23 protein-coding genes are annotated in these 23,636 nt (G+C 69.0%); 5 read left to right on the top strand and 18 right to left on the bottom strand.

The genetic code is table 11. The annotated features are described in order from the left end of the window. Nucleotides 1-59 precede the first annotated feature (59 nt). Complete coding sequence (locus tag AC1DGE_RS08355; RefSeq protein WP_476893001.1) at nt 60-2,186, bottom strand: S9 family peptidase; 2,127 nt, start codon at nt 2,184-2,186, stop codon at nt 60-62. A gap of 125 nt (nt 2,187-2,311) precedes the next feature. Between AC1DGE_RS08355 and AC1DGE_RS08360 the strand changes: the two genes are divergently transcribed. Beyond that, nucleotides 2,312-2,755, top strand: a complete 444-nt coding sequence (locus tag AC1DGE_RS08360) for a Rieske (2Fe-2S) protein (RefSeq protein ID WP_476893002.1) — start codon at nt 2,312-2,314, stop codon at nt 2,753-2,755. 138 nt (nt 2,756-2,893) lie between these two features. On the opposite strand, the gene AC1DGE_RS08365 is transcribed toward AC1DGE_RS08360, so the two are convergent. The 4 genes from AC1DGE_RS08365 to lysS all read right to left on the bottom strand — a co-directional run bounded on the left by AC1DGE_RS08365 (nt 2,894) and on the right by lysS (nt 7,933). Beyond that, entirely contained in the window at nt 2,894-5,386 is a 2,493-nt protein-coding gene (locus AC1DGE_RS08365; protein WP_441418128.1) for an ATP-dependent Clp protease ATP-binding subunit, read from the bottom strand. 362 nt (nt 5,387-5,748) lie between these two features. Further along, nucleotides 5,749-6,075: a histone-like nucleoid-structuring protein Lsr2 gene (locus AC1DGE_RS08370; protein WP_175323908.1), complete on the bottom strand. Its 327-nt coding sequence runs from the start codon at nt 6,073-6,075 to the stop codon at nt 5,749-5,751. Between the two features lie 137 nt (nt 6,076-6,212). Continuing rightward, nucleotides 6,213-6,401, bottom strand: coding sequence for a hypothetical protein (locus AC1DGE_RS08375; protein ID WP_441418130.1), 189 nt, complete (start codon nt 6,399-6,401; stop codon nt 6,213-6,215). A 2-nt stretch (nt 6,402-6,403) separates the two neighbouring features. Further along, nucleotides 6,404-7,933 (bottom strand): lysine--tRNA ligase, encoded by a 1,530-nt coding sequence (gene lysS, locus AC1DGE_RS08380; protein WP_175323910.1) that lies wholly within the window; start codon nt 7,931-7,933, stop codon nt 6,404-6,406. Between the two features lie 77 nt (nt 7,934-8,010). Here lysS and AC1DGE_RS08385 point away from each other — a divergent pair, with 77 nt between their 5' ends. The 3 genes from AC1DGE_RS08385 to AC1DGE_RS08395 are packed head-to-tail and all read left to right on the top strand — an operon-like array spanning nt 8,011 to nt 10,558. Beyond that, nucleotides 8,011-9,006, top strand: a complete 996-nt coding sequence (locus AC1DGE_RS08385) for an alpha/beta fold hydrolase (RefSeq protein WP_476893003.1) — start codon at nt 8,011-8,013, stop codon at nt 9,004-9,006. Nucleotides 9,007-9,051: 45 nt separating this feature from the next. Beyond that, a complete protein-coding gene (locus tag AC1DGE_RS08390; RefSeq protein ID WP_441418132.1) occupies nt 9,052-9,678 on the top strand; it encodes a thymidine kinase in 627 nt (208 codons plus the stop codon). 46 nt (nt 9,679-9,724) lie between these two features. Next, the gene (locus AC1DGE_RS08395; protein WP_441418133.1) at nt 9,725-10,558 is read left to right on the top strand and encodes an alpha/beta fold hydrolase; all 834 of its coding nucleotides are present in this window, start codon (nt 9,725-9,727) and stop codon (nt 10,556-10,558) included. An 11-nt stretch (nt 10,559-10,569) separates the two neighbouring features. Here AC1DGE_RS08395 and AC1DGE_RS08400 read toward each other — a convergent pair whose 3' ends face one another. After that, nucleotides 10,570-12,072, bottom strand: a complete 1,503-nt coding sequence (locus AC1DGE_RS08400) for an MDR family MFS transporter (protein WP_476893004.1) — start codon at nt 12,070-12,072, stop codon at nt 10,570-10,572. Between the two features lie 259 nt (nt 12,073-12,331). Between AC1DGE_RS08400 and AC1DGE_RS08405 the strand changes: the two genes are divergently transcribed. Beyond that, nucleotides 12,332-12,787 carry an SRPBCC family protein gene (locus tag AC1DGE_RS08405; protein ID WP_441418135.1) on the top strand — a complete coding sequence of 152 codons (456 nt, stop codon included), beginning with the start codon at nt 12,332-12,334 and terminating at the stop codon, nt 12,785-12,787. Here the strand turns inward: AC1DGE_RS08405 and panC are convergent. From panC to tilS, 12 genes are all read right to left on the bottom strand, one after another. Beyond that, a complete protein-coding gene (gene panC / locus AC1DGE_RS08410) occupies nt 12,784-13,671 on the bottom strand; it encodes a pantoate--beta-alanine ligase (protein WP_476893005.1) in 888 nt (295 codons plus the stop codon). The genes AC1DGE_RS08405 and panC overlap by 4 nt on opposite strands. 1 nt (nt 13,672) lies before the next feature. Next, on the bottom strand, nt 13,673-14,593 hold the full coding sequence (locus AC1DGE_RS08415; RefSeq protein ID WP_441418137.1) for a Rossmann-like and DUF2520 domain-containing protein: 921 nt from the start codon (nt 14,591-14,593) through the stop codon (nt 13,673-13,675). Next, nucleotides 14,586-16,103, bottom strand: a complete 1,518-nt coding sequence (locus AC1DGE_RS08420; RefSeq protein WP_476893006.1) for a PH domain-containing protein — start codon at nt 16,101-16,103, stop codon at nt 14,586-14,588. The genes AC1DGE_RS08415 and AC1DGE_RS08420 overlap by 8 nt, the downstream gene beginning before the upstream one ends. Continuing rightward, nucleotides 16,100-16,612: a PH domain-containing protein gene (locus tag AC1DGE_RS08425; RefSeq protein WP_476893007.1), complete on the bottom strand. Its 513-nt coding sequence runs from the start codon at nt 16,610-16,612 to the stop codon at nt 16,100-16,102. Before AC1DGE_RS08425 ends, AC1DGE_RS08420 begins: the two co-directional genes overlap by 4 nt. After that, a complete protein-coding gene (locus tag AC1DGE_RS08430) occupies nt 16,593-17,117 on the bottom strand; it encodes a DUF3180 domain-containing protein (protein ID WP_441418139.1) in 525 nt (174 codons plus the stop codon). Before AC1DGE_RS08430 ends, AC1DGE_RS08425 begins: the two co-directional genes overlap by 20 nt. Further along, nucleotides 17,114-17,668: a 2-amino-4-hydroxy-6-hydroxymethyldihydropteridine diphosphokinase gene (gene folK / locus AC1DGE_RS08435; protein ID WP_441418140.1), complete on the bottom strand. Its 555-nt coding sequence runs from the start codon at nt 17,666-17,668 to the stop codon at nt 17,114-17,116. Before folK ends, AC1DGE_RS08430 begins: the two co-directional genes overlap by 4 nt. Beyond that, the gene (folB, locus tag AC1DGE_RS08440; RefSeq protein ID WP_476893009.1) at nt 17,665-18,024 is read right to left on the bottom strand and encodes a dihydroneopterin aldolase; all 360 of its coding nucleotides are present in this window, start codon (nt 18,022-18,024) and stop codon (nt 17,665-17,667) included. The genes folK and folB overlap by 4 nt, the downstream gene beginning before the upstream one ends. A 12-nt stretch (nt 18,025-18,036) precedes the next feature. Then, entirely contained in the window at nt 18,037-18,984 is a 948-nt protein-coding gene (gene folP, locus AC1DGE_RS08445) for a dihydropteroate synthase (RefSeq protein ID WP_476893010.1), read from the bottom strand. Nucleotides 18,985-18,996: 12 nt separating this feature from the next. Beyond that, nucleotides 18,997-19,653, bottom strand: a complete 657-nt coding sequence (gene folE, locus AC1DGE_RS08450) for a GTP cyclohydrolase I FolE (protein ID WP_476893011.1) — start codon at nt 19,651-19,653, stop codon at nt 18,997-18,999. Nucleotides 19,654-19,662: 9 nt separating this feature from the next. Then, nucleotides 19,663-21,729 carry an ATP-dependent zinc metalloprotease FtsH gene (gene ftsH / locus AC1DGE_RS08455; protein WP_441418144.1) on the bottom strand — a complete coding sequence of 689 codons (2,067 nt, stop codon included), beginning with the start codon at nt 21,727-21,729 and terminating at the stop codon, nt 19,663-19,665. A 212-nt stretch (nt 21,730-21,941) separates the two neighbouring features. Further along, on the bottom strand, nt 21,942-22,493 hold the full coding sequence (hpt, locus tag AC1DGE_RS08460) for a hypoxanthine phosphoribosyltransferase (RefSeq protein WP_146336115.1): 552 nt from the start codon (nt 22,491-22,493) through the stop codon (nt 21,942-21,944). Nucleotides 22,494-22,522: 29 nt separating this feature from the next. Continuing rightward, nucleotides 22,523-23,560 (bottom strand): tRNA lysidine(34) synthetase TilS, encoded by a 1,038-nt coding sequence (gene tilS / locus AC1DGE_RS08465; RefSeq protein WP_476917269.1) that lies wholly within the window; start codon nt 23,558-23,560, stop codon nt 22,523-22,525. Nucleotides 23,561-23,636 lie beyond the last annotated feature (76 nt).

The raw sequence follows: 23,636 nt of genomic DNA on the forward strand, positions 1-23,636 counted from the left end.
TACGGCGCGGGCCCTTGCGCCCCGCCCGGCCTTGGCCGGCCGGGGCGGGGCCGGGCGGCTCAGAGACCGAGCTCGTCCGGCACCGGGATGTCCTTGTCCAGCAGGTTCCTGGCCAGGAAGTGCTCGACCACGCCGTACCAGACCTTGGCGTGCTGCGGCTGCAGGATCCAGTGGTTCTCGTCCGGGAAGTAGAGGAAGCGGTGGTCGGTTTCGCCGTTCTCGTCGGCCGCCAGCTGCGACTTTGAGAGCAGTTCGTACCAGAGCCGCAGCCCCTCGCCGATCGGCACGCGGTAGTCCTTGTCGCCGTGGATGACCAGCATCGGCGTGCGGATCTTCTCCACATGCAGGTGCGGAGAATTCTCCGCGGCCATCTCCGCAGTCATTTCCTTCAGCCAGTACTGCGCTGAGTCCGTGGTCGGGCCGAACTGGTCCAGGGCCCACAGGCTTGCATGCGTGACGATCGCCTTGAACCGGTCCGTGTGGCCTGCCACCCAGTTGGCCATGTAGCCGCCGAATGATCCGCCCATCGCCGCGGTGCGTGTCTCGTCGATGTCGGGGCGCTGCTCGACGGCGTCGGTGATCGCCATCAGGTCCAGGAACGGAGCCTTGCCCCACTCGCCCCAGCCCCGCTGGATGTGATCCTGGCCGTAGCCGGTGGACAGGGCCGGGTCCGGGAGCAGCACCGCGTAGCCCCGGGCCACGAGCAGCCACGGGTTCCAGCGCCAGGTCCAGGCGTTCCAGGAGCCCAGCGGGCCGCCGTGGATCCAGAGCAACAGCGGTGCCGGGTTTCCGGCCGATGCGTCTTCCGGAAGGGCCAGGTAACCGGGCACCCGGCTGCCGTCCGCCGAGGTGGTCTCCACCCGCTCGAGCGTGCCGCGGTAGGCAGGGCGCCCGGCCGGGGCCGGCAGCCGGGTGACGTCGCCGCTGGCGAGGTCGATCCGGACGGCTTCCGCCGGAAATTCGTAGGAACTGCGCAGCGCATAGGCGCTTCGCCCGTCCGGGGAGACGGCGACGTCGGTGTAGGCGGCCGCGTCGGCCGTCAGCCGCACGGGCGCAGCCTCCCCGCCGGCGTTGCCGGGCACGGCGATGCGGAACACCGGCGAAGCCCCGTCTTCATCCGCCGTCACAAGCACGGCCGATCCATCCGGAAGCCAGGCCGCGGGGTGGCCCCAACGATCCCAGCCTTGCGCGAGCGGCGTCAGCGCCGCATCGCCGCCGTCGCTGTCGCCCGAGACATCGAGGAGGTGCAGCGCGATCCTGGGCGCCTGCTCCGGGGTGGTGTCTGTCTCGCTGAGCACCACCAGGGTCCGGCCGTCGGGGCTGACCGGGCCGGGGAAGTAGCTCATGCCCTCGGTGTCGAGCAGGACCCGGCGGGTGCCGGCGGCGACGTCGACGGCCACGAGCACGGTGCGGGAGTCGGCATTGGCGAGCGGCCGGGTGAAGCTGCTGTAGACCGTCTTCCCGTCCGGGCTGACGGCGATATCCGCCTCACGGAGTCCGTTTCCGGCGTTGGGGGTCAGGTTGCGCAGCTTGACCGGCGGGAGGGCGTCGACCGTCACCGGCTTCCCGGGCTCCGGCTCCGGACCGGGCTCGACGGCGAACAACCGGGGCTGCGCGGGGCCCAGGTCCGCGTCCCAATAGCGCACCGGGTAGCCGCTGTGCAGGATTGCGGCCACCTTGTTGTCCTTGCGGTCCTTGCGGCGCTCCTCGTCGTTTTCCTCGTCGGTGGAACCGGCGAGGACTGACGCCGTGACAAAGAGGGCGTCGGCCTCTTTCGCGGCCAGGAGGCCGCCGATGCCGCCGGCCCGGGAGAGCGCGACGCGGGCCTCTCCGCCGTCGGCCGGGAGGACCCAGAGGGCGTTGACCGGCTCTGCATCCGGGCTCTCGGGGTCCGGGCGCGCAGAAGTGAAGTACAGGCTGCCGTCCGCCGCGAACACGGCGCCGGCCTCGCCCTTGGCACTGCGCGTGATCCGCCGGGCCTGCTTTTTGCCCGCAGGATCCAGCTCCCACAGCGCGGTACGGTATTCGGTGCCCTTGTCGTTGAGCGTGGCCACGGTGGTGACGAGCCGTCCGCCGTCGGGGCTCAGCGCCAAGCCGCTCACCTTCGGGATGGCGAGGTAGTGGTCCAGGTCGTGGAACGGGGTCTCGGGGTGTTCGGCCGGGGTCTGCGTATCGGAAGAAGCCATGCCCCCGATTCAACACCCCTTGTGCGCCGGATCACACTCCGTTCACTCAGAGTGAAACACTGCTTTCATATTCAAAGGTGCCGAAATCGCAGCGGGCTCTCAGGGACTGTTGGCATGATGAGTCCATGAACCCTGAAAAGTCCCTGCCTCGACGCTCCCTGCTGCTCGGCGCTGGCGCCCTGGGCGGCAGCGCCCTGGCCCTCTCGGCCTGCACCGCTTCGCCGACCGGCACCCCGGCGACGACGGCGGCCGGCCCCTCTGTTCCGGCCGGCACCGCGGTCAAGGTGGGCAAGCTCAGCGATGTATCGGTGGGCGGCACGGCCACCGGGAAAATCAACGGCAAGACGGTGGTGATCTTCCGGCCGGATGACAAGACCGTCCTGGCGTACGACGCGGCATGCACCCACGCCGGCTGCCCGGTGGCCCCCGCCGGGGAAGACTTCCAGTGCCCGTGCCACGGCTCCTCCTTCAAGGGATCCGACGGCAGCGTGATCAACGGTCCGGCCCAGGCGCCGCTGGCCAGGCTGAAGGCGGCTATCGACGGCGAATGGATCACCGTAACCGCCTGACACGGCCGTCCCACGTCAAATAGAAGCGCCCGCGGCAAGAAGCGCCCGCGGCAAGCGGCGCCAGCGGCAAAAAGGCCCCGGCCGCCTCCTTGAAGGAAGCGGCCGGGGCCTTTTACTTGGAACGTTATCGCTTGGCGCCTAGACGCTCGGAGCGATTTCCGGGATGCGCGGCTTGGCGTTGCCGGCGAAGGTGAACTTCGCGTCGTCGCCTTCGCCTTCCACGTCCACCACCACGATGTCGCCGGCGTGCAGTTCGCCGAAGAGGATCTTCTCGGAGAGCTGGTCCTCGATCTCGCGCTGGATGGTGCGGCGCAGCGGCCGGGCACCCATCGCCGGGTCGTAGCCGCGGGTGGCCAGCAGCACCTTGGCCGCGGGCGTGAGCTCGATGCCCATGTCCTTGTCCTTGAGGCGCTTCTCCAGGCGGGTGACGAACAGGTCCACGATCTCGATGATCTCGTCCTGGGTCAGCTGCGGGAACACCACCACGTCGTCAACACGGTTCAGGAACTCGGGGCGGAAGTGCTGCTTGAGCTCCTCCGTGACCCGGGCGCGCATCCGGTTGTAGCCGGTCTGCGTGTCCGTCCCGGACTGGAAGCCGGTGGCGACGCTCTTGGAGATGTCCCGGGTGCCGAGGTTCGTGGTCATGATGATCACGGTGTTCTTGAAGTCCACCACGCGGCCCTGGGAGTCGGTCAGGCGGCCGTCTTCCAGGATCTGCAGCAGCGAGTTGAAGAGGTCGGCGTGCGCCTTCTCTACTTCGTCGAACAGCACCACGGAGAACGGCCGGCGCCGGACCTTCTCGGTCAGCTGGCCGCCTTCCTCGTAGCCCACGTAGCCCGGAGGGGCACCGAAGAGCCGCGAGACGGTGTGCTTCTCCGAGTACTCGGACATGTCCAGCGTGATCAGCGCGTCTTCCTCGCCGAACAGGAACTCCGCGAGGGCCTTGGCCAGTTCGGTCTTGCCGACGCCGGTGGGGCCGGCGAAGATGAACGAGCCGCCCGGACGCTTCGGATCCTTCAGGCCTGCACGGGTACGGCGGATCGCCTGGGACAGGGACCTGATGGCCTCGTTCTGGCCGACCACGCGCTTGTGCAGTTCGTCTTCCATCTTCAGCAGGCGCGAGGATTCTTCCTCGGTCAGCTTGAAGACCGGAATGCCGGTGGAGTTCGCCAGCACCTCGGCGATGAGATCCTCATCCACCTCGGAGATGTCGTCCATGCCGCCGGTCTTCCATTGGCGTTCCTTCTCGGCGCGCTCGGCAATGAGCTTCTGCTCCTTGTCGCGCAGCGAGGCGGCGCCTTCGAAGTCCTGCGCGTCAATCGCGGATTCCTTCTCGAGCTTCATGGCCGCGATCTTCTCGTCCATGACCTTGAGCTCCGGCGGGGCGGTCATCCGGCGGATGCGCAGCCGCGCGCCGGCTTCATCGATCAGGTCGATTGCCTTGTCCGGCAGGAAGCGGTCCGAGATGTAGCGCTCGGAGAGGCTGGCCGCCGAGGCGAGGGCGCCGTCGGTGATCGTGACGCGGTGGTGCGCCTCGTAGCGGTCACGCAGGCCCTTGAGGATCTCGATCGCGTCGGCGACGGAGGGCTCCTTGACCTGGATCGGCTGGAAGCGGCGCTCCAGGGCGGCATCCTTCTCGATGTGCTTGCGGTACTCATCCAGCGTGGTCGCACCGATGGTCTGGAGCTCACCGCGGGCCAGCATGGGCTTCAGGATCGAAGCCGCATCGATGGCACCTTCGGCAGCACCGGCACCCACCAGGGTGTGGATCTCGTCGATGAAGAGGATGATGTCGCCGCGGGTGCGGATCTCCTTGAGCACCTTCTTCAGGCGCTCTTCGAAGTCACCGCGGTAGCGGGAGCCGGCCACCAGGGACCCGAGGTCCAGGGTGTACAGCTGCTTGTCCTTGATGGTCTCCGGCACGTCGCCGCGGACGATCGCCTGGGCCAGGCCCTCGACGACGGCGGTCTTGCCGACGCCGGGCTCGCCGATCAGCACCGGGTTGTTCTTGGTGCGGCGGGAAAGGACCTGCATGACGCGTTCCATTTCCTGCTCACGGCCGATCACCGGGTCCAGCTTGTTCTCGCGTGCGGCCTGGGTCAGGTTGCGCCCGAACTGGTCGAGGACGACAGAGCCTGCGGGGGTGCCTTCGGCCTGGCCGGAGCCAACGCCGGCACCGGCGGATTCCTTGCCCTGGTAGCCGGAGAGCAGCTGGATGACCTGCTGGCGGACGCGGTTCAGGTCCGCTCCGAGCTTGACCAGCACCTGGGCGGCCACACCTTCACCCTCGCGGATGAGGCCGAGCAGGATGTGCTCGGTGCCGATGTAGTTGTGGCCCAGCTGCAGGGCTTCGCGCAGCGAGAGCTCCAGCACCTTCTTGGCGCGCGGGGTGAAGGGGATGTGGCCGGACGGGGCCTGCTGGCCCTGGCCGATGATCTCCTGAACCTGCTCGCGGACGCCGTCGAGCGAGATGCTCAAGGACTCGAGGGCTTTGGCGGCAACACCTTCACCCTCATGGATCAGACCCAAGAGGATGTGTTCGGTGCCGATGTAATTGTGGTTCAGCATGCGTGCCTCTTCTTGGGCAAGCACAACTACGCGACGGGCACGGTCCGTAAATCGCTCAAACATTTCGCCACACTCCTAGCTACGACGTACTTTGATGCTACGTGGCGGAGTTCGAGATTTGTGGCTTGTTCGCCACGGGGGAAACCCGGACGGGTCCCGGGCGTCACGGCGGTCCACGGATACCGGCCGGCCGGGGCCCTGGCTCGGCCCCGGTCAGGGCTGCGCTCCCGCCCGGTTACTTCTTCCCAAATCCTGAAGACACGGCGTGTCCTCGGCTTATTGAGGCATTTTCCGGAGGCAACCGGGCGGGAACGCACAGTTGCCGCCAGCACCGGCCGTCCGGACACGACAATGCCCCCGCCGCGGGGGCAGGGGCATGGTCGAAGGAAAGGGGCGAGCCGACGCGCCCTTCCGGGAAGCAGGTACTAGGAATTTGCCTTTTGGTAGGCTTCCTGAATTTCGGCTTGGATACGGCCGCGGCTGTTTACCGCATAGCCGTTGTCCCGGGCCCACTGTCGAATCTGCGCCGAGTCCTGATTGCGGCCGCTCGAAACTTTAGTCCGGGTTGCCCGCCCGGTCGACGTCTTGCGCGCGTGGGCCACGTACCGCTCGACGGCCGAGCGGAGTTCTGATGCGTTGCCCGATGACAGGTCAATTTCATAACTCACGCCATCAAGGCCAAACCGGACAGTTTCGTCCGCGGATCCCCCATCCAGATCATCAACAAGGATGATTTTAACTTTCTGTGCCATAAAAACTCTCTTTTCAAAAGGTCGAGTATTTAGAAAAGCAGGATGTATCTGAAAAAAGTATCCATCCTTTTATGGCCGGGAGTCAAAGCGGAAAAGCCCTTCCAAAGAAAGTCCACAGGAAGGAATAGCCCCAGCTTTTAGCGCTGTTCGGGGGAATGCCCGGTCCCGGGAGCGGGATTTTGCTCCGGCCCGCGGGCTGCCGCCTCCGCCTGGGCGCGGGCCTCGGCCTGGCGCTCGGATTTGTCGGCATTGAAGATTGCCTTCATGGCGAACCAGAAGATGAGCCCGACGACCACGGACGGGAGCAGGACGGCAATGTATTCCATGATCAGTGGCCTTCGGGCTTCAGCAGCGGGAAGAGAATGGTCTCGCGGATGCCGGCGCCGGTGAAGAGCATGACCAGCCGGTCGATGCCCAGTCCGATGCCGCCCATCGGCGGGGCGCCGTACTCGAGGGCGCGGAGGAAGTCCTCGTCCAGCTGCATGGCTTCGACGTCGCCGGCGGCGGAGCGGCGGGACTGCTCGGTGAGGCGTTCGCGCTGGATGACCGGGTCGATCAGTTCGGAGAAGGCGGTGCCGCGCTCCATCCCGCCGATGATCAGGTCCCACGCTTCGATCAGCCGGTTGTCCTCGCGGTGGTGGCGGGCCAGCGGCTGCGCGGAGGGCGGGTAGTCATAGACGAAAGTCGGGTTGAGCAGGGTCGGTTCGACCAGCTCGCCGAAGAGCTCGACCACGAGCTTCTCGGCGTCCCAGGCCGCGTCGACCTTGACCTCGTGCTTGGCGGCGATGGCCAGCAGTTCCTCGACGGGGGTTTCCGGGGTGATGTCCTGGCCCACGAAGTCGGAGAGTCCCGGGTACACGGCCATCCAGGCCCAGTCGCCGTCGAGGTTGATCTCGCCGGCCTCGGTCTGCAGCACGCGGCCCACCCCGGCGGCGTCGGCGGCGTCCAGGATGATCTCCTTGATGCGGTCCGCCATGACGAACTGGTCGGCCCAGGCCTCGTAGCTCTCCAGGGTGGTGAATTCGGGGCTGTGGGTCGAGTCCACGCCCTCGTTGCGGAAGACCCGGCCCATGTCATAGACACGGTCGATGCCGCCGACCACCGTGCGCTTGAGGTACAGCTCGGTGGCGATCCGCAGCGTCATCTTCTGGTCAAAAGCGTTCATGTGCGTCTCGAACGGGCGGGCCGTGGCGCCGCCGTGCACCAGCTGCAGCATCGGCGTCTCCACCTCGACGTAGCCCTGGCGGTGCAGGGTTTCGCGGATGGAACGCGTGATCGCGGCCCGGGTGTAGACCATTTCGCGGGCCTCGTCGCGGACAATCAGGTCCACATAGCGCTGGCGGACGCGGGTTTCCTCGTTGAGCTCCGCGTGCAGCACAGGCAGCGGCCGCAGCGCCTTGGACGCCATGGACCAGGATTCGGCCATCACGGAGAGCTCGCCGCGGCGGGAGGAGATGACCTCGCCCTTGATGAAGACGTGGTCGCCGAGGTCCACGAGGGACTTCCAGTCCGCGAGCGCTTCCTCGCCGATGTTGGCCAGGCTGAGCATGACCTGCAGCCGGACGGCCTTGCCGTCGAGGCCGCCCTCCTGGAGGGTGGCGAAGCAGAGCTTACCGGTGTTGCGGATGAAGACAATGCGGCCGGTCACGCCGACGACGTCGCCGGTGGTCTCGTCGGCCACGAGGTGCGCGTACTTTTCGCGGATCTCCGTCAGTGAGTGCGTGCGCTCGACTCCCACCGGGTACGCCTCGATGCCACGTTCGATCAGCTTGGCGCGCTTTTCCATGCGGACCAGCGTCTGCTCGCTGGCGTCGGAGTGCTCGGCGGTGTTCGGGGCGGGGGTGTTTTGGGAAGTCACAATCCCCAAGTTTACCGGGCATCCGGCCCCCTCCGGTGCGGCAGGCGCGGGAATGGACCGGGAATACAATCACAGCTGTGGAGACGTGGACGATTCGGACCGACGACGGCGAGGGGCACCTCGAGCTGCACACCTTCCGGACCAGCGCGGAAAAGGCCCCGGAGGGCGCCCCGGCAGCAGCGCCGGAAGCCGCCCCGGGGGCAGCGCCCGGGCACTTCCCGGAGCCCGCCGGCGCGGCGCCCGGGGACGCGCCTGCGGCGGCGGCCGGCATCGTTCTGGTACATGGGACCTTGGTCACGGACGCCCTCTACCGCTCGTTCGCCCGGAGCCTGAGCCGGCTCTTGGGCCGCCCGGTGCACTGTTACAACCGCCGCGGCCGGGCCGGGTCCTCACCGCAGCCCGCGGACTACTCGGCGGCCACGGAGGTTGCAGACCTCGCCGCCGTGCTGCGGCAGACCGGCTCAACGGACGTGTTCGCGCACAGCTACGGCGGGTTCGTGGCGCTGCAGGCCGCACGCAGCGTGCCGATCCGCCGCCTGGTGACCTACGACGCGGCTGTGTCCCTCGCCGGGAACCTGACCAGCCGCTGGCGACCGGAACTGGAACGATCGGTGGCGGCCGGTGAACTGGACCACGCGTGGGCCCACCTGGTCCAGGGGCTGGAAACCGCCGGTCCCGTGTCGAAGCTGCCGCTCGGCGCCCTGCGCATGCTCAGCATCCTCTCGGCCCGGACCAGCCTGGGCGCGGAGATGCGGGAACTGCTGCCCACGGCCGTGAAGGAGATGCGCGCGGTGCTGGCCGCGGACGCCGAGCTCGACGACTTTGCCGGCATCACCATGCCCACGCTGATGCTCACCGGCGGGTGGAGCCCGGACTACTTCGCCGAAACCGGGCGGCAGCTCGCGGCGGCGGTGCCGGCAATCGAGTTTGCCGTGGTGCCGGGCCAGCTGCACGAGGGCCCCATCCGTCCCGGCAACCGGCGGCTGGCGCTGATTGCGGCCAGGTTCCTGCTCGACGGCGACGCGGTCCCGGCGCGGCTCCGGGTCCGGCGGCGGCTGCGGCCGGCCCGCTGACTTCTGGCACTAGAATCGGGGGCGACCTAAGTCGAAAGGACCCCCTTGGCCAAGCTCTACTTCCGTTACGGCGCGATGAACTCCGGCAAGTCGACGGGCCTGCTGCAGGCCGCGTTCAACTACGAGGAGCGAGGCCAGCGGGTGGTGCTCGCCAAGCCGGACATCGACACCAAGGGTGACGCCGACGTCGTATCCCGGCTGGGCATGACCCGCTCGGTGGACTTCCTGATCCCGTCCGGGGCGTCCGCCCGGAAGCTGTTCGCGGCGCACGCGCACGGGGATGACCCCGACGCGTTGCTGCAGCACGTGGACACGCCCCCCGTGGCCTGCCTGCTGGTGGACGAGGCCCAATTCCTTGAGCCGGAGCAGGTGGACGACCTTTTCCGCATCGCCGTGCTGGACAACGTTCCCGTGCTCGCCTACGGCATCCGCACCGACTTCCGGACCCGCGCCTTCCCCGGCTCGCTCCGGCTCCTGGAAATCGCGCACACGCTCGAGGAGCTCAAGACCATCTGCCGGTGCGGCCGCAAGGCCATCTTCAACACCCGCCGGATCGGCGATCAGGTGGTGTTCGACGGCGACCAGGTGGCCATCGACGGGCAGGACGCCTGGTACGAGTCACTCTGCGGCTCCTGCTACCTCGAGATCTCCGGCGGCCGGCTGGGCAGCTGACAGCACCCTGCTGTGCGGTTCCGGGCGCCTCGGCTAGGCTCGGAGCATGACCCGCGAGAACATCAAAACCCCCGACGGCGGAACCCTTGAGCTTTTCAGCACGGGCGCGGAGCTTGCCGCGGCGGGTTCCGGCGTCGTCGTCGTGCCGGCTTCGATGGTGACGGCGGCCGACTACACCCGTTTCGCGCAGAAGCTCAGCGCCGCGCTGGGCCGGCCGGTCCACACCTTCAACCGCCGCGGCCGCGGCTCGTCCTCGCCGCAGCCGGAGGACTACACCCTGGACGTGGACATCCGCGACCTGGACGCCGTGATGAAGCACACCGCCAGTACCGACGTCTTCGGGCACAGCTTCGGCGGCGCGGTGGCGCTGCATGCCGCACGCACCCTGCCGGTGGAACGCCTCGCCGTCTACGACCCGGCCGTTTCGGTGAACCACAGCGTCACGGCGGACTGGACCGCAGAGTACGAGCGCCTGACGGCGGCGGGCGACGACGACCGGGCCCTCGCCGTCCTGGTCCGCGGCCTCGAGACCGGAAGCGCGCTGTCCCGGATGCCGCTATCCATGCTGACGCTCGCGAACAAGCTCACCGCCGGCACACCTGTCGGCAAGCAGCTGCGCGAGCTGATGAAGACCGGCGTCCGCGAGATCAAGGCGATCATCGCCGCCGACATGCCGGCCGAACCATTCCTGGAGCTGCCGCTGGAGACCCTGATCATCGTGGGCGAGAAGAGCCCGGCGTACTTCGGGGTGGCCTGCGGGCAGATCCACGACGTGCTCTCGGGCTCCAGCTACACCATCCTGCCGGGCATGGGCCACGACGGCGTCAACAAGGCCCCGGACAAGCTCATCGCCGAACTCAGCGAGTTCTTCGCCGGCTAGCAGCTGCCGGGTCAGTGGGCCGCCGGGCCCGCCGCGCCTTCGGTCTTGCGCATCAGCACGGACAGCACCACGGCAGCGAGCGCTATGGCGGCCGCGGTCAGGAACGCCGCGTGCATTCCGGCGACGATGCCGGACCCCGCCGAGACGACCGCGTAGATCGAGACCAGCAGCGCCGTGCCCGCCGCGCCCGCGACCTGCTGCAGGGTGCTCATGATGGCCGAGCCGTGGGAGTACAGGTGCGGCGGCAACGGGTTCAGCCCCGTGGTGAACGCGGGGGTGAACAGCAGCGCCAGGCCCAGGCTCAGCGTCACATGCAGCGCGATGATCCAGCCGACCGGCGTCTGGGCGTCCAGCCGGGAGAACTGCCAGAGCGAAAGCACCATCAGGACCGATCCCGTCACGGTCAGCGGCAATGGGCCGAACTTGTCGAAAAGCCGGCCGATGACCGGGCCCAGCAGGCCCATTGCGAGGCCGCCGGGCAACAGGGCGAGGCCGGTTTCCAGCGACTTCAGGCCGCGGACTTCCTGCAGGTACAGGGGCAGCAGGATCACGGCGCCGAACAGGGCAATCATCGCGACCACCAGCAGCAGCACCGACACGGTGAACATCCGGAAGTTGAAGGCGCGCAGATCCAGCAGCGGCGCGTCTGACTTCTGCAGCCTGAGCTGGCGCAGGACGAAGGCGAGCAGGGCCACGACGCCGACGGCGAGCGCCGCCACGGCCGGGGTGGCGGGGCCGCCCTGGCCGCCGCCGATCTGGCTCAGTCCGTACACGACGCCGCCGAAGGCCGGGACGGTCAGGACGACGGAGAGCGCATCGAGCCGGGTCTTCTCGTTGTCGCCGATGTTCCGCAGGAACCTGGCTCCGATGGCAAACGCGAGCAACGCGATCGGGAGCACGAACACGAACATGAACCGCCAGGAGAAATTCTGCAGGATCAGCCCGGAGACCGTCGGGCCCATGGCGGGCGCCACCGAGATCGCGATGCTCACGTTGCCCATCACGGCGCCGCGGCGCGCAACCGGCACCAGGGTCAGGATGGTGGTCATCAGCAGCGGAAGCATGATGGCGGTGCCGCCGGCCTGGATGATTCTGGCCAGAAGCAGGATTTCGAAACCGGGTGCGAGGGCTGCCAGCAGGGTGCCGGCGGAAAACAGCCCCATCGCCAGCATGAAGACCGCCCGGGTGGAGAGTCGCTGCAGGATGAAGCCCGTGGTGGGAATGACCACGGCCATCGTCAGCATGAAGCCGGTGGAAAGCCACTGCACGGTGGGTGCACCGACCCTCAGGTCCACCATCAGCCGCTGCAGGGCCACGTTCATGATGGTTTCGTTCAGGATCACCACGAAGGTGGCTACCAGCAGGGTGGCGATGATGGTGACGGACTCCCGGGACAGCTTCTCCGGCCCGGCCGCCGGTGCCTCCGCGCGCTGCACGGGCGCCGGGGGCAGGGCTGCGGTCCGGGGCGGCTGCGCCAGGTTCTCCTGGACGTTGGAAGGGGCATCTGCTGGCATGGGGATTCCCTCAGGGAGTTGAAGTGGGTTTCGGCGCACGTGGTCGCCACTACGAATTCCAACCCGCCCCCCGCAGCGGTAATTCCCGGCGGCGGCGATAAATTATTCCGATTCGCAGCGGGACGGAAACTCGGCCCGGGGCCTTTGTCCCCTACCCGCTTTCCGGCGGCGGGCGTTGGCTGGTAACGGGCCGAGGCTCCCCTCCGGGCGCCCGCACCCCCGACTTACTCCACCGGCTTATTCCACGAGAGGATGATCCATGGGCCACATCAAGCTCGACACCCAGATCGACGCGCCGGTCGGGCGCGTCACCGAGATCGCCGTCGACCCCTACCACTGGGCGTCGTGGTGGGTGAACCTCAGCGAGCCGAAGAAGGTCGAAGGCGACGGCCGGGCGGGGACCGTCGTCGAGCACAGCTACCTGATGGCCGGGGTTCCGTTCCCGGTCACCACGCGCGTCCTGGAAAACGAGCCGACCCCCAGCGGCGGCCAGCACGTCCGGCTCGAATTCGACGGCCCGCTCAAGGGATGGCAGACGTGGGACTACGAGCCCTCGGGAACCGGCACCCGGGTCACCGCGGAAATCGAGTACAACGTCCCGGGCGCGGCGATCGGGAAGTTCGCCGACCGGGTGCTGGTGGAACGGCTGCAGGAGCGCGCCAGGGAGCAGACCCTGGCAAACCTCAAGCTGATGGCCGAGACGGGGAAGGGCTAGGAGTCCAGCGGCACGTTGTCGATCAGGCGGACCGGGCCGACCTTGGCCGCGATGAGAACCAGTCCTTCGCCGCGGAACGGCGTCTCGCGGCAGTTCTCCGCGAGCGGCTCAAGGGTGCGCGGGTCCACGACGTCGAAGTAGTCCAGCTCCACGAGGGGCTGGGATTCCACGAGCGCCCGGGCGGAGTCCAGGTCCAGGGGTTCGTGGGCGTTGGCGCGTTCCTCGACCAGCCGCAGCGCCCGGGAGAGCACCAGGGCGGCCTCGCGTTCCTCGGCCGAGAGGAAACGGTTCCGGCTGGAGAGCGCGAGCCCGTCCGGGGACCGCACGATCGGCACCGGGACGATCTCCACCGGGAAGTTCAGGTCCGCCACCATTCGCTGGACCAGGGTCAGCTGCTGGGCGTCCTTTTGGCCGAAATAGGCGCGGTAGGTGCCCTGTCCCAAGGCGGGCAGGCCGTAGTGCAGCAGCTTCGCCACCACCGTCAGGGCGCCGTCGAAGTGCCCCGGCCGGGAGGCTCCCTCCCACTTGTCGGCCAGCACACCGGCAGTGATCCGCACCAGGGGTTCGCCGCCGGGATACACCTCCTCCACCGCCGGCGCGAAGGCGAGGTCTACTCCTTCGGCCTCGAGCAGGGCCAAATCCGCCTCAAGCGTCCGCGGGTAGCGGTCAAGGTCCACCGCCTCGCCGAACTGCAGCGGATTGACGAAGATGCTGGCCACCACGACGTCGTTTTCCGCGACGGCGGTGCGTGCGAGCCGGGCATGTCCCTCGTGCAGGGCGCCCATCGTGGGCACGAGCCCCTGCGAGGTGCCGCGCTTTTCGGTGAGCAGCCGCGCGCTTTCAGTGCGCAGCTGCGCAGCCGTGGTCACCAACTGGATTGCCATCTCAGGGTCCTTCCTCAGGAATCGGGCCGCCGGCGTCGGGGGCCTCGAGCGCCTGCCTGATGCCGTCGATTTGCTCCGGCTTCAACAGCCCGCGGCTACCCGCACGGCGGGCCGTTGCCCGGGCCATGGCCAGGTACGCCTCAAGAATATCGCCGCCGGAGCCGCCGTCGAGTTCGCGCAGCGCCTCCGAGTGCGCGGCGACAGTCCCCACATCCCCGCGCGCCACCGGACCGGTCAGCGCCGACTCTCCCGAGGCGAGGGCGTTTTCCAGGCTGGCGCGCAGCAGGGGGCCCAGCATGCGTTCCGGGGCTTCGACGCCCACTTCGCGCAGCAGCTGGGAGGCTTGCGCCACGAGCGTGACCAAATGGTTTGAGCCGTGCGCCAGGGCCGCGTGGTACAGCGTGCGGTCAGCTTCGGCGATCGCGACCGGCTCCGCGCCCATCTCCACCACGAGGGCCTGCGCGATTGGCAGCATGGCCGGGTCGGCCGTCACGCCGAAGCTGCAGTCCAGCAGCCGGGTCAGGTCAAGGCTCATGCCGGTGAAGGTCATGGCGGGGTGCAGCGCCAGCGGGATGGCCCCCGCGGCGCGGACCGGGCGCAGGATCCCGACGCCGAATCGCCCGGAGGTGTGGGCAACGAGCTGCCCGGGCTGCCAGGCGCCGAGTTTCGCGAGCCCTTCCACGAGCGGACCGAGGGCGTCGTCCGGGACCGCCAGCAGTACCAGTTCGGCGCGTTCCACGATGTCCTGCACCTCGAGGATGGGAACGCCGGGCAGCAGGGTTTCGGCGCGCTCCCGGCTCGCGTCCGAGACGGCGGAGACCCCGACGACGGCGTGCTCGGCGGCGCGCAACGCCGCCCCCAGGACGGCCCCCACCTTGCCGGCTCCGATGATTCCGACGCCGAGGCGTCCTGGCTTAGCCATGCTGCGGACCTTCCTTTGGTGCGTGTACGAGGTGCTCTGCCGGGGCGAGCCAGTGTTCGCTGGTCTGCCGTTTCCGCGCGGTCCGGGCGCGGGCCGCCTGCGCGTCCAGCAAGGCCCGGCCTTCGTCCAGGCCGGCCTGGATCAGCCGCGGCGCGACCGGCCCGGCGGTGGTGTGCAGGACCAGGTCCGCCACCCGGAAGCGCCGGGCAAGCGGGCCCTGCTGCAGCGCGATCGACTGGGTGCGCTGGTGCGGGACCAGGACGAGGTGGCGCCACCAGCGGCCGGAGCGGATCAGCAGCGCGGTGTCGGTGGCGGTGAAGCCGTTGCGCCGCCAGCCCAGCGGGGCCAGCAGGCGGGCCCGCCTCGGCGTGGTGACGAAGCCGCCGTCTTCCGGAGCCGCGGAACGGCCGGCGCCGCCGGCGGGCGCCAGCCCGTTCAACCCCGCGGTGAAGACGCGCCCGGGGTCCGGGGTGCCGGGGTCGGGCAGGACCAGCGACAGCATGGTGAACACCTCCGCCAGCGTTCCGACGGGCAGCAGGGTGGTCCGGGCGGAGGCCTCGCCGTTGCTGCCGGCGGTGCCGTAGCCGGCCACGTTGACCTGCATCCGGTACCAGCCGAAGACCCGCCAGAGCGGCGGCTGGCTGACGCGCACGGCCTGGATCCGCCCGGGCGGCAGGGTCTGGGCCTGGGTGTCCAGCAGGCCGTAGCGGAGCCGGATACCGTCCGGGGAAATGGCGGCGGTGAAGTTGAAGCCCTTGTTGAAGGAGTTCCAGTACGCCGCGGCCAGGCCCAGGCCTGCCGGGACCAGATAGAAGTAGAAGCTGCGGTTCTCGGTGAGGGCGGAGAGCAGCACCGAGGCCACGGCGCCGAGGACGATGACGACGCTTTGCTCGCTCAGCACCAGCGACCCGACCAGCCGCGGCGGCGGCACGGTGAGTACGGCATGTTCCGGCGCCTCCTCGGCGACGGCCGCCCGCTGCCCCGGATCCTGCCCCGCCGTTACCGGCGCCGGCGTCCCGCCTCCGGCGCCGGAGGCACGGGCAAGGATGGTCGCGCGGAGCTGGCGGGCCTCGGCCAGGGGCAGGTAGGCCAGGTGCACCGCGGACTGGCCGGCGTCGGCGACCTCGAACCTGAGCTCGGCGAGCCCGAAAATCCGCGCCAGCAGGGGCTGCACGACGTCGATTGCCTGGACCCGGTCCAGCCGGGCCTGGCGCTGCTGCTTGAACAGGAACCCGGTGTTGACCCGCACGTACCCGTCAGCCACCTGGTACCGGGTGAAGTACCAGCTCAGCACGAAGCCGAGCACGGTCAGCAGCAGCACCGTGCCGCCGCCAAGCAGCAGCCATGGCGCCCGTCCGGCGAGCCGATCGTCAATGACGGGTCCGCCCTGGAGCAGGCGTTCAAAGGCATCGCGGCCAAAGAAGAAGAACATCGCGGCCAGCGCCACCCAGCCCCGAACGAACGGCGATGCCGGATGCACGCGCCGCCAGCTGTCCCCGGCGGCCGTCACAGCCCGGCCAGGCGGGCCTCGCCGCGGGCGGACAGCTGTTCGCGGAGCCTCGCCCCCTCCCCCGCGGGCAGGCCGGGGATCTCCGCGCTGGTGCCGGCCGAGGCGGTGTGAAGCTTCAGGGTGCACAGGCCGAGGCCGCGCTCCACCGGGCCGGCCCCGATGTCCACGTACTGCATCCGCCCGTACGGGACCACCAGGACGCGCTGGAAGAAGATGCCACGGCGGATCAGCAGGTCGTCCTCGCGTTCGGCGTAACCGATGGACCGCACCTGTCGCGGGATGAGCACGAGCCGCCACAGGGCCAGCAGGAAGGCCGCGGCGGGCACGGCGGCGGCGAGCCACAGCGGCGGCCAGCCCCACGCGCCGTTCAGGACCAGCACGAGGGGCAGGGACAGGACCGCGACGGCGGCCAGGTTGGCCAGCGCCCAGCCCACCAGCCGCACGGTCACGTACCGGGGAGACACCCGCCGCCAGACCAGCCCGGGCGGGTCAATCGCCTCGGTATGCATATTCGCCTTCAGCCTTGGGCTTGCCGCGCTTGCCCTGCAGTCCGGGGCTCCCCTCGGCGTCGCCGTCCTCGGGAGGAATCCGGCAGAAGCGCTCCACCACCAGGCCCACCACCACCATCACGAGGCCGCCGCCGGCCATGGACAGCGTCTCCCAGGTGATGGACTGACCGCTGCGCACGGACCATAGCCTCAGCTGGTCCAGGAAAATTCCGGCGTGCCAGCCCAGCAGCACGGTCCCGGTGTAGGCGCAGGCCTGGGCCAGGACCAGGGTCCACGCGGCCAGGATCGGGTTGAGCATTCTCTTCTTCTTGCCGTTGCGCCAGCGCAGCACACGGACGCCAAGGATCAGGGTGAGGGCCACGATCACGCCCATGGTGAGCAGGCCGGTCAGCGGCAGCACCGGGGTCTCGAGGCTGTAGCGTCCGGAAATCAGGGCGGCAAGCCAGCCCAGGACGGCGAGCGCGACAGCAATGACGAGGAGCAGGAGCGGGCTGACCGGCTTCATGGGGCCTCCACCGGCGCGGCTCCGGCCGCGCCCTTGAGGTCTTCGAAGCCGTCGAACGGCGCGAGGTCCGGGAAGTCGGCGGCCTTGGCGGCGAGGTCGCCCACCCGTTCGCCGTTGAGCTCGGCCGCGGGGTCGATCAGGGACCAGGGGTAGAGCACGAAGGCACGCTCCGCGGCGCGCGGATGCGGAAGCGTCAGGTCCGGGTCGGAGCTCACCAGGTCGCCGTAGGTGATGATGTCCACGTCGAGGGTGCGCGGACCCCAGCGGACTTCACGGACCCGCAGGTGCTTTTGTTCCACCGCGTGGCAGTGCCGCAGCAGTTCCTCCGGGGACAGCGAGGTTTCCACGGCGATGACCATGTTCAGGAAGTCCGGCTGGTCCGGCGGTCCGCCTACGGCCTTGGTCTGCACGATCGGCGAGATGGCCAGCAGCCGCACCTCCGGCGGGTCGACGAGGTCGGCGACGGCGGCGGAGAGCGTGTCGTTGCGCTCCCCCAGGTTGCTGCCGAGCGCGATCACGGCGCGGGTGTAGGGCGCTGCGTGGGGGCTCATGGCCGGTCCCGGTGGACGCTGACGGACACATCGCCGAACTCGACCTCGATCGGGGCCTTGGGCTTGTGCACGGTGATGTCGACGGCGGCCACCGGGAAGCGCAGCAGCAGGTCGTCGGCGATCCGCACCGCGAGGGCCTCGATCAGGTTCAGCGGCGCGCCGGTGATCCAGCCGCGGATGCACTCGGCCACTTCGCCGTAATGCGCGGTGTCCCGCACGTCGTCACTGGCGGCGGCCTGGCTGAAGTCGAGGTGCAGCACGGCGTCGACGACAAACGGCTGGCCGTCCCGGCGTTCGAAATCAAACACTCCGTGATGCCCGACGGCGGTAACGCCGCTTAGCGTGATCCGGTCCATGGGGCGGCCGTCTCAGCCGTTGCCGGGCACGGCCGGCGCCGATCCGGTGCGCGGACCCGGGGCGATCCGGGCGGCGACCTTGACGGCGTCGAGGCTGGGGCCGACGTCGTGCACGCGGACCGCCCAGGCGCCGCGGAAGGCGCTGATGGCGGTGACGGCGGCGGTGGCGGCATCCCGATCCTGGGGCGGGGCGGCCTTTCCGGCGACGGTCAGGAGGCTGCCCAGGAACCGTTTCCGGGACGCGGCGACCAGGACTTTGTGGCCCATGGCCTGCAGGACGTCGAGGTTCTGCAGGAGTTCCCAGTTCTGCGCCTCGTTCTTGGCGAAGCCCAGGCCGGGGTCCAGGATGATTTGCTCCGGCGAGGCGCCGGCGGCGTACAGTTTGTCGCGCACGCCGGCGAGCTCGGCGGCGACCTCCCGGGCCACGTTGCCGTAGTCGGTCAGCGAGTCCATGGTGCTCGCGTCGCCGCGGCGGTGGGTGAGGATGTAGGGCGCCTTGCTCCGGGCCACCAGCTCAACCATCTCCGGCTCGATCGTGAGGCCGGAGACGTCGTTGATGATCGTGGCGCCGGCCGCCAGCGCGGCCTGGGCGGTGGCGGCGTGCGTGGTGTCGATGCTGACCAGGGCGCCGGCCTTGACCAGCGCCTCGATCACGGGCAGTACCCGCCGCTTTTCCTCCTCGACGCTGACCTCCGCGGCACCGGGGCGGGTGGATTCCCCGCCGACGTCGATGATGTCTGCGCCGGCGTAGTACATCCGCAGGCCGGCGGCGACCGCGGTGTCCGCCGTCGCGTGCCGGCCGCCGTCGCTGAACGAATCCGGGGTGACGTTCAGGATCCCCATCACGAGCGTGCGGTCCGTCGGCAGGTCCTTGAAACTCGCAGCCGGGCGCGGCTTGCGCAGCACGGGCAGCGGCGAGGTGGCAGGTCCTGTTCCAGGGGCTGCGGCTAGGGAATCCATAGTCTGTTTTTGTTACCTTCCAAGGATGAGGCTCATGGCTTCGGCGCGGGTGGCCGGGTCATGCAGTTGCCCGCGGACCGCGCTGGTGACGGTTTTCGCGCCGGGCTTGCGGATGCCGCGCATCGACATGCAAAGGTGTTCGCATTCGACGACGACGATCGCGCCGCGCGGCTTGAGGTGGGTGACGAGGGCTTCGACGATCTGCGTGGTCAGCCGCTCCTGCACCTGCGGGCGGCGGGCGAACATGTCCACCAGCCGGGCCAGCTTGCTCAGGCCGGTGACCTTGCCGTCGTGCGAGGGGATGTAACCGACGTGGGCCACCCCGTGGAACGGCACGAGGTGGTGCTCGCAGGTTGAGTAGAACGGGATGTCCTTGACCAGTACCAGTTCTTCGTGGTCCAGGTCGAAGGTGGTGGCGAGGATTTCCGCCGGGTCGTGGTGCAGGCCGGCAAACATCTCCGCGTAGGCCTTGGCGACCCGTTTGGGGGTGTCCAGCAGTCCGCTGCGGTCCGGGTCCTCGCCGATGGCGATCAGGATCTCGCGCACCGCCGCCTGGATCCGCGGGCGGTCCACCTTGGTTCCGGGCTGGCCCGCGGCCTCCGCCGGCTCTCCCGTGGGGAGGGAGCCGGCGGTGGCGGGAACGTCGTCGTCGTCGAAGTAGGAAGTCACAGAAGAAGCCTAGCCGGGATGGACGTCGGGCCCGAGATCCGTGACGCCGTCCTGGAAGGACTCCTGTCCGGGCACGCCCTGGGCGTGCGGCGGCAGGGTGTCGAGCGGCTCCTCGAGCCGGGCTTCTTTGGCTTCTTCCTGGGCTTCGCGCTCGGCCTTTTCACGGCGGGACTCCACCGGGCCGACGGCCTGGATCGGCCGGCTCTCCTTGGAGAGCCAGATCTCGCGGAAATCGCGCTTGCGGATATTCGTGAAGACCTGGGCGATCTCGCTCTGGTTCAGGGTTTCCCGTTCCAGCAGTTCCAGCGCGAGCTGGTCCAGGACGTCGCGGTTCTCGGTCAGGATCGCGTAGGCCTCGTCGTGCGCGCCCTCGATCAGGCGGCGCACTTCCTCGTCCACGACGTAGGCGATCTGGTCCGAGTAGTTGCGCTCATGGCCGGCGTCGCGGCCCAGGAACGGCTCGCCGCCGCCCTGTCCGAGGCGCACGGCGCCGACGCGTTCACTCATGCCGAACTCGGTGACCATCTTGCGCGCGATTCCGGTGGCCTTTTCGATGTCGTTCGAGGCACCGGTGGAGGGGTCGTGGAAGACGAGTTCCTCGGCCACCCGGCCGCCCATGGCGTAGGCCATCTGGTCCAGCAGTTCGTTGCGGGTCACGGAGTACTTGTCGTTCTCCGGAACCACCATGGTGTAGCCCAGGGCGCGGCCGCGCGGCAGGATGGTGATCTTGGTGACCGGGGCAGAGTTGCGCAGTGCCGCCGCCACCAGGGCGTGGCCGCCCTCGTGGTACGCGGTGACCTTGCGCTCGTGTTCCTTCATGACCCGGCTGCGCTTCTGCGGACCGGCCATCACCCGGTCGATTGCCTCGTCGAGCGCGCGGTCATCGATCAGGTTGGCATTGGAGCGGGCCGTCAGCAGCGCGGCTTCGTTGAGCACGTTCGCGAGGTCCGCGCCGGTGTAGCCGGGGGTTTTCTTCGCGACGGCCTTGAGGTCGACGCCGGGAGCCATCGGCTTGCCCTTCGCGTGCACCTTCAGGATCTGGTCGCGGCCGATCAGGTCCGGGGCCTCGACCGAAATCTGGCGGTCGAAGCGGCCCGGCCGGAGCAGGGCCGGGTCGAGCACGTCGGGGCGGTTGGTGGCCGCGATCAGGATGACGTTGGTCTTGACGTCGAAGCCGTCCATTTCAACCAGCAGCTGGTTGAGGGTCTGCTCGCGCTCGTCGTTGCCGCCGCCGATGCCGGCGCCGCGGTGCCGGCCGACGGCGTCGATCTCGTCCACGAAGATGATGGCCGGCGCGTTGGCCTTGGCCTGTTCGAACAGGTCGCGGACGCGGGAGGCGCCGACGCCGACGAACATTTCAACGAAGTCGGAACCGGAGATGGAGAAGAAGGGAACGCCGGCCTCGCCGGCGACCGCGCGGGCCAGGAGGGTCTTGCCGGTACCGGGAGGGCCGTACAGCAGCACGCCCTTGGGGATCTTGGCGCCCACGGCCTGGAACTTGGCGGGTTCCTGGAGGAATTCCTTGATCTCTTCGAGTTCCTCGACGGCTTCGTCGGCGCCGGCGACGTCGCTGAAGGTCACCTGCGGCATGTCCTTGTTGACCATCTTGGCTTTGGACTTGCCGAACTGCATGACCTTGGAGCCGCCGCCCTGCATCCGGGAGAGCAGGAACCAGAAGAGCACACCCAGCAGCAGCACCGGGACCAGCAGGGAGAACAGGCCGGAGAACCAGTTGCTTTCGACCGGCTGGTCGGTGAAGCCGCTCGGCGGCTTGGCAGCCGTTACGGCCTTGACGACGTCCGCCGCGCGGGCGTTGACGTAGTAGAACTGGACGTTCTTGCCCTTGTCCTGGCCGTCAATCTGGATGTCGTTTTTCAGGACCAGGTCCACGCGGTTCTCGGCGTCGAAAATCTTGGCCTGCTCGACCTTGTCGCTGTCGGCCAGCAGGGCCAGGCCCCGGTCCGTGTCGATCCGGACGGAGCCGCCCGGGGCCAGGGTGGCAAAGGCCAGCAGGAGCATGCCGATAACAACGACAATCCAGATGCCCGGGCCCTTGAAGAAACTCTTAGCTTTCATCTGATCGGGGGCTGGCCCCGTCCCTCCTGGTAGTGCTGCACGGCGACCGATCTGCGCGCGTGTGGTGCTGCGTCAGGTTATAGCTATACACCGTCGCAGTAACTCACGCACGGTCAGGGCTAAAAGTTCCCTGTCGGCGTAGCGGGGGCCTGTGCGGGGGCAGCCCAGGCACAGCGTCGAGCCGGAGGGAAGCTGCCGGTGCGGTCTCCGGGTTACTCGTAGACGTGCGGCGCCAGGGTGCCGACGAAGTCCAGGTTGCGGTACTTCTCGGCGTAGTCCAGGCCGTAGCCGACGACGAATTCGTTGGGGATGTCATAGCCGACGTACTTGACGTCGATCTGGACCTTGGCGGCGGTGGGCTTGCGGAACGCGGTGCAGATCTCCACCGAGGCGGGGCCGCGGGACTCCAGGTTGGTCTTCAGCCAGGAAAGCGTGAGGCCGGAGTCGATGATGTCTTCGACGATCAGGACGTCCTTGCCCATCAGGTCGGTGTCGAGGTCCTTGAGGATGCGGACCACGCCGGAGGACTGCGTGCCGGAGCCGTAGGAGGAGACGGCCATCCAGTCCATCGAGACGTGGCTGTGCAGCGCACGGGCCAGGTCGGCCATGACCATGACCGCACCCTTGAGCACACCAACGATCAGCAGATCGCGGCCTTCGTAGTCCTTGTCGATCTGGGCAGCGAGTTCAGTGATCCGGGTCTGGATCTGCTCCTTGGAGTAGAGAACGTGCTTGAGGTCTGCCTGGACGTCGTTTGAATCCACCAATGGCTCCTGTGTAGATGCGGGTGCGACTATTCTTGGGGCGGTTTTTGAGGCCGGAATACAAGCTTCCCACAGCGGGCGCCCTCACGGGGAACGCCGGCGGGGGCGGACTGCCCGGCCGCGAGCAGCTGGGCGAGGGAGAGCCGGTAGACGCTCACGCCGCCGGGCAGCTCCACGGGTCCCGCGGATCCCTGCCGGCGAAGCAGCGCTTCGGCGGCCAGCAGCCGCTGGTAGCTGGGCTGTTGACCCCCGACGGCGGCGGCGGCCTTGGCGATCACCCGGAACCTGACGGCCGGCGCCAGTTCGCGGAGCGCGGCCTCGGGCAGGCTGAGCTCGGTCCCGGAGCGCTCCTGCAGGCGGCCAAAGGTGTCGTTGGCCACATCCTCGAGGTAGTCGGCGTCGAGCTGCAGGATCGCCGCCGTCCGGGCCAGCGACTCGGCAACCCCCGGTCCGAGCTTCTCCTCCAGCATCGGCAGCACCTCCACCCGGGTCCGGGACCGGGCGAAGGCGGGGTCCTCGTTGCTCGGGTCGTGCCACGGATCCAGGCCTTCGACGGCGCAGATTTCCAGGGTGTCGGCCCGTCGCAGGCCCAGGAACGGCCGAAGCAGGCGGCCGCGGACCGGCCGCATCCCGGCGAGCGAGCGGGTGCCGGAACCGCGCGCCAGTCCCAGCAGGACCTGTTCGGCCTGGTCATCCAAGGTATGGCCCAGCAGGACCGCCGCGGCGCCGGTATCGTCGGCGGCGGCCTCGAGGGCGGCGTGCCTGGCGTCCCGCGYGGCGGCCTCCGGGCCCATCCCGGCGGGGGCGACGTCAACGGTCCTGACCTGCACGGGGGCGAGTCCCAGCTCCCGCAGCGCCGCCGCTGTCGCCGCGGCCACCTCCGCGGAACCAGGCTGAAGCTGGTGGTCCACGACGACGGCGCCGACGGAAATCGGGTGGCCGTCAACGTGGCCGCGGCGGGCGAAGTAGGCCGCGACGGCGGCAAGCGCCAGCGAATCCGGACCGCCGCTGCAGGCCACAAGCACCCGCTCGGGGTAGCCGGCGTCGGCTAGGGCGTCCTGCAGCATCTTCCGCGCCTTGCCGACGACGGGCGCCAGCCGGCCGGGCCGTCGTCGTCCGCGGGAAGCCGCCGGGAGATCCGGG

The sequence above is a fragment of the Arthrobacter sp. 05N425 genome, assembly GCF_056397125.1.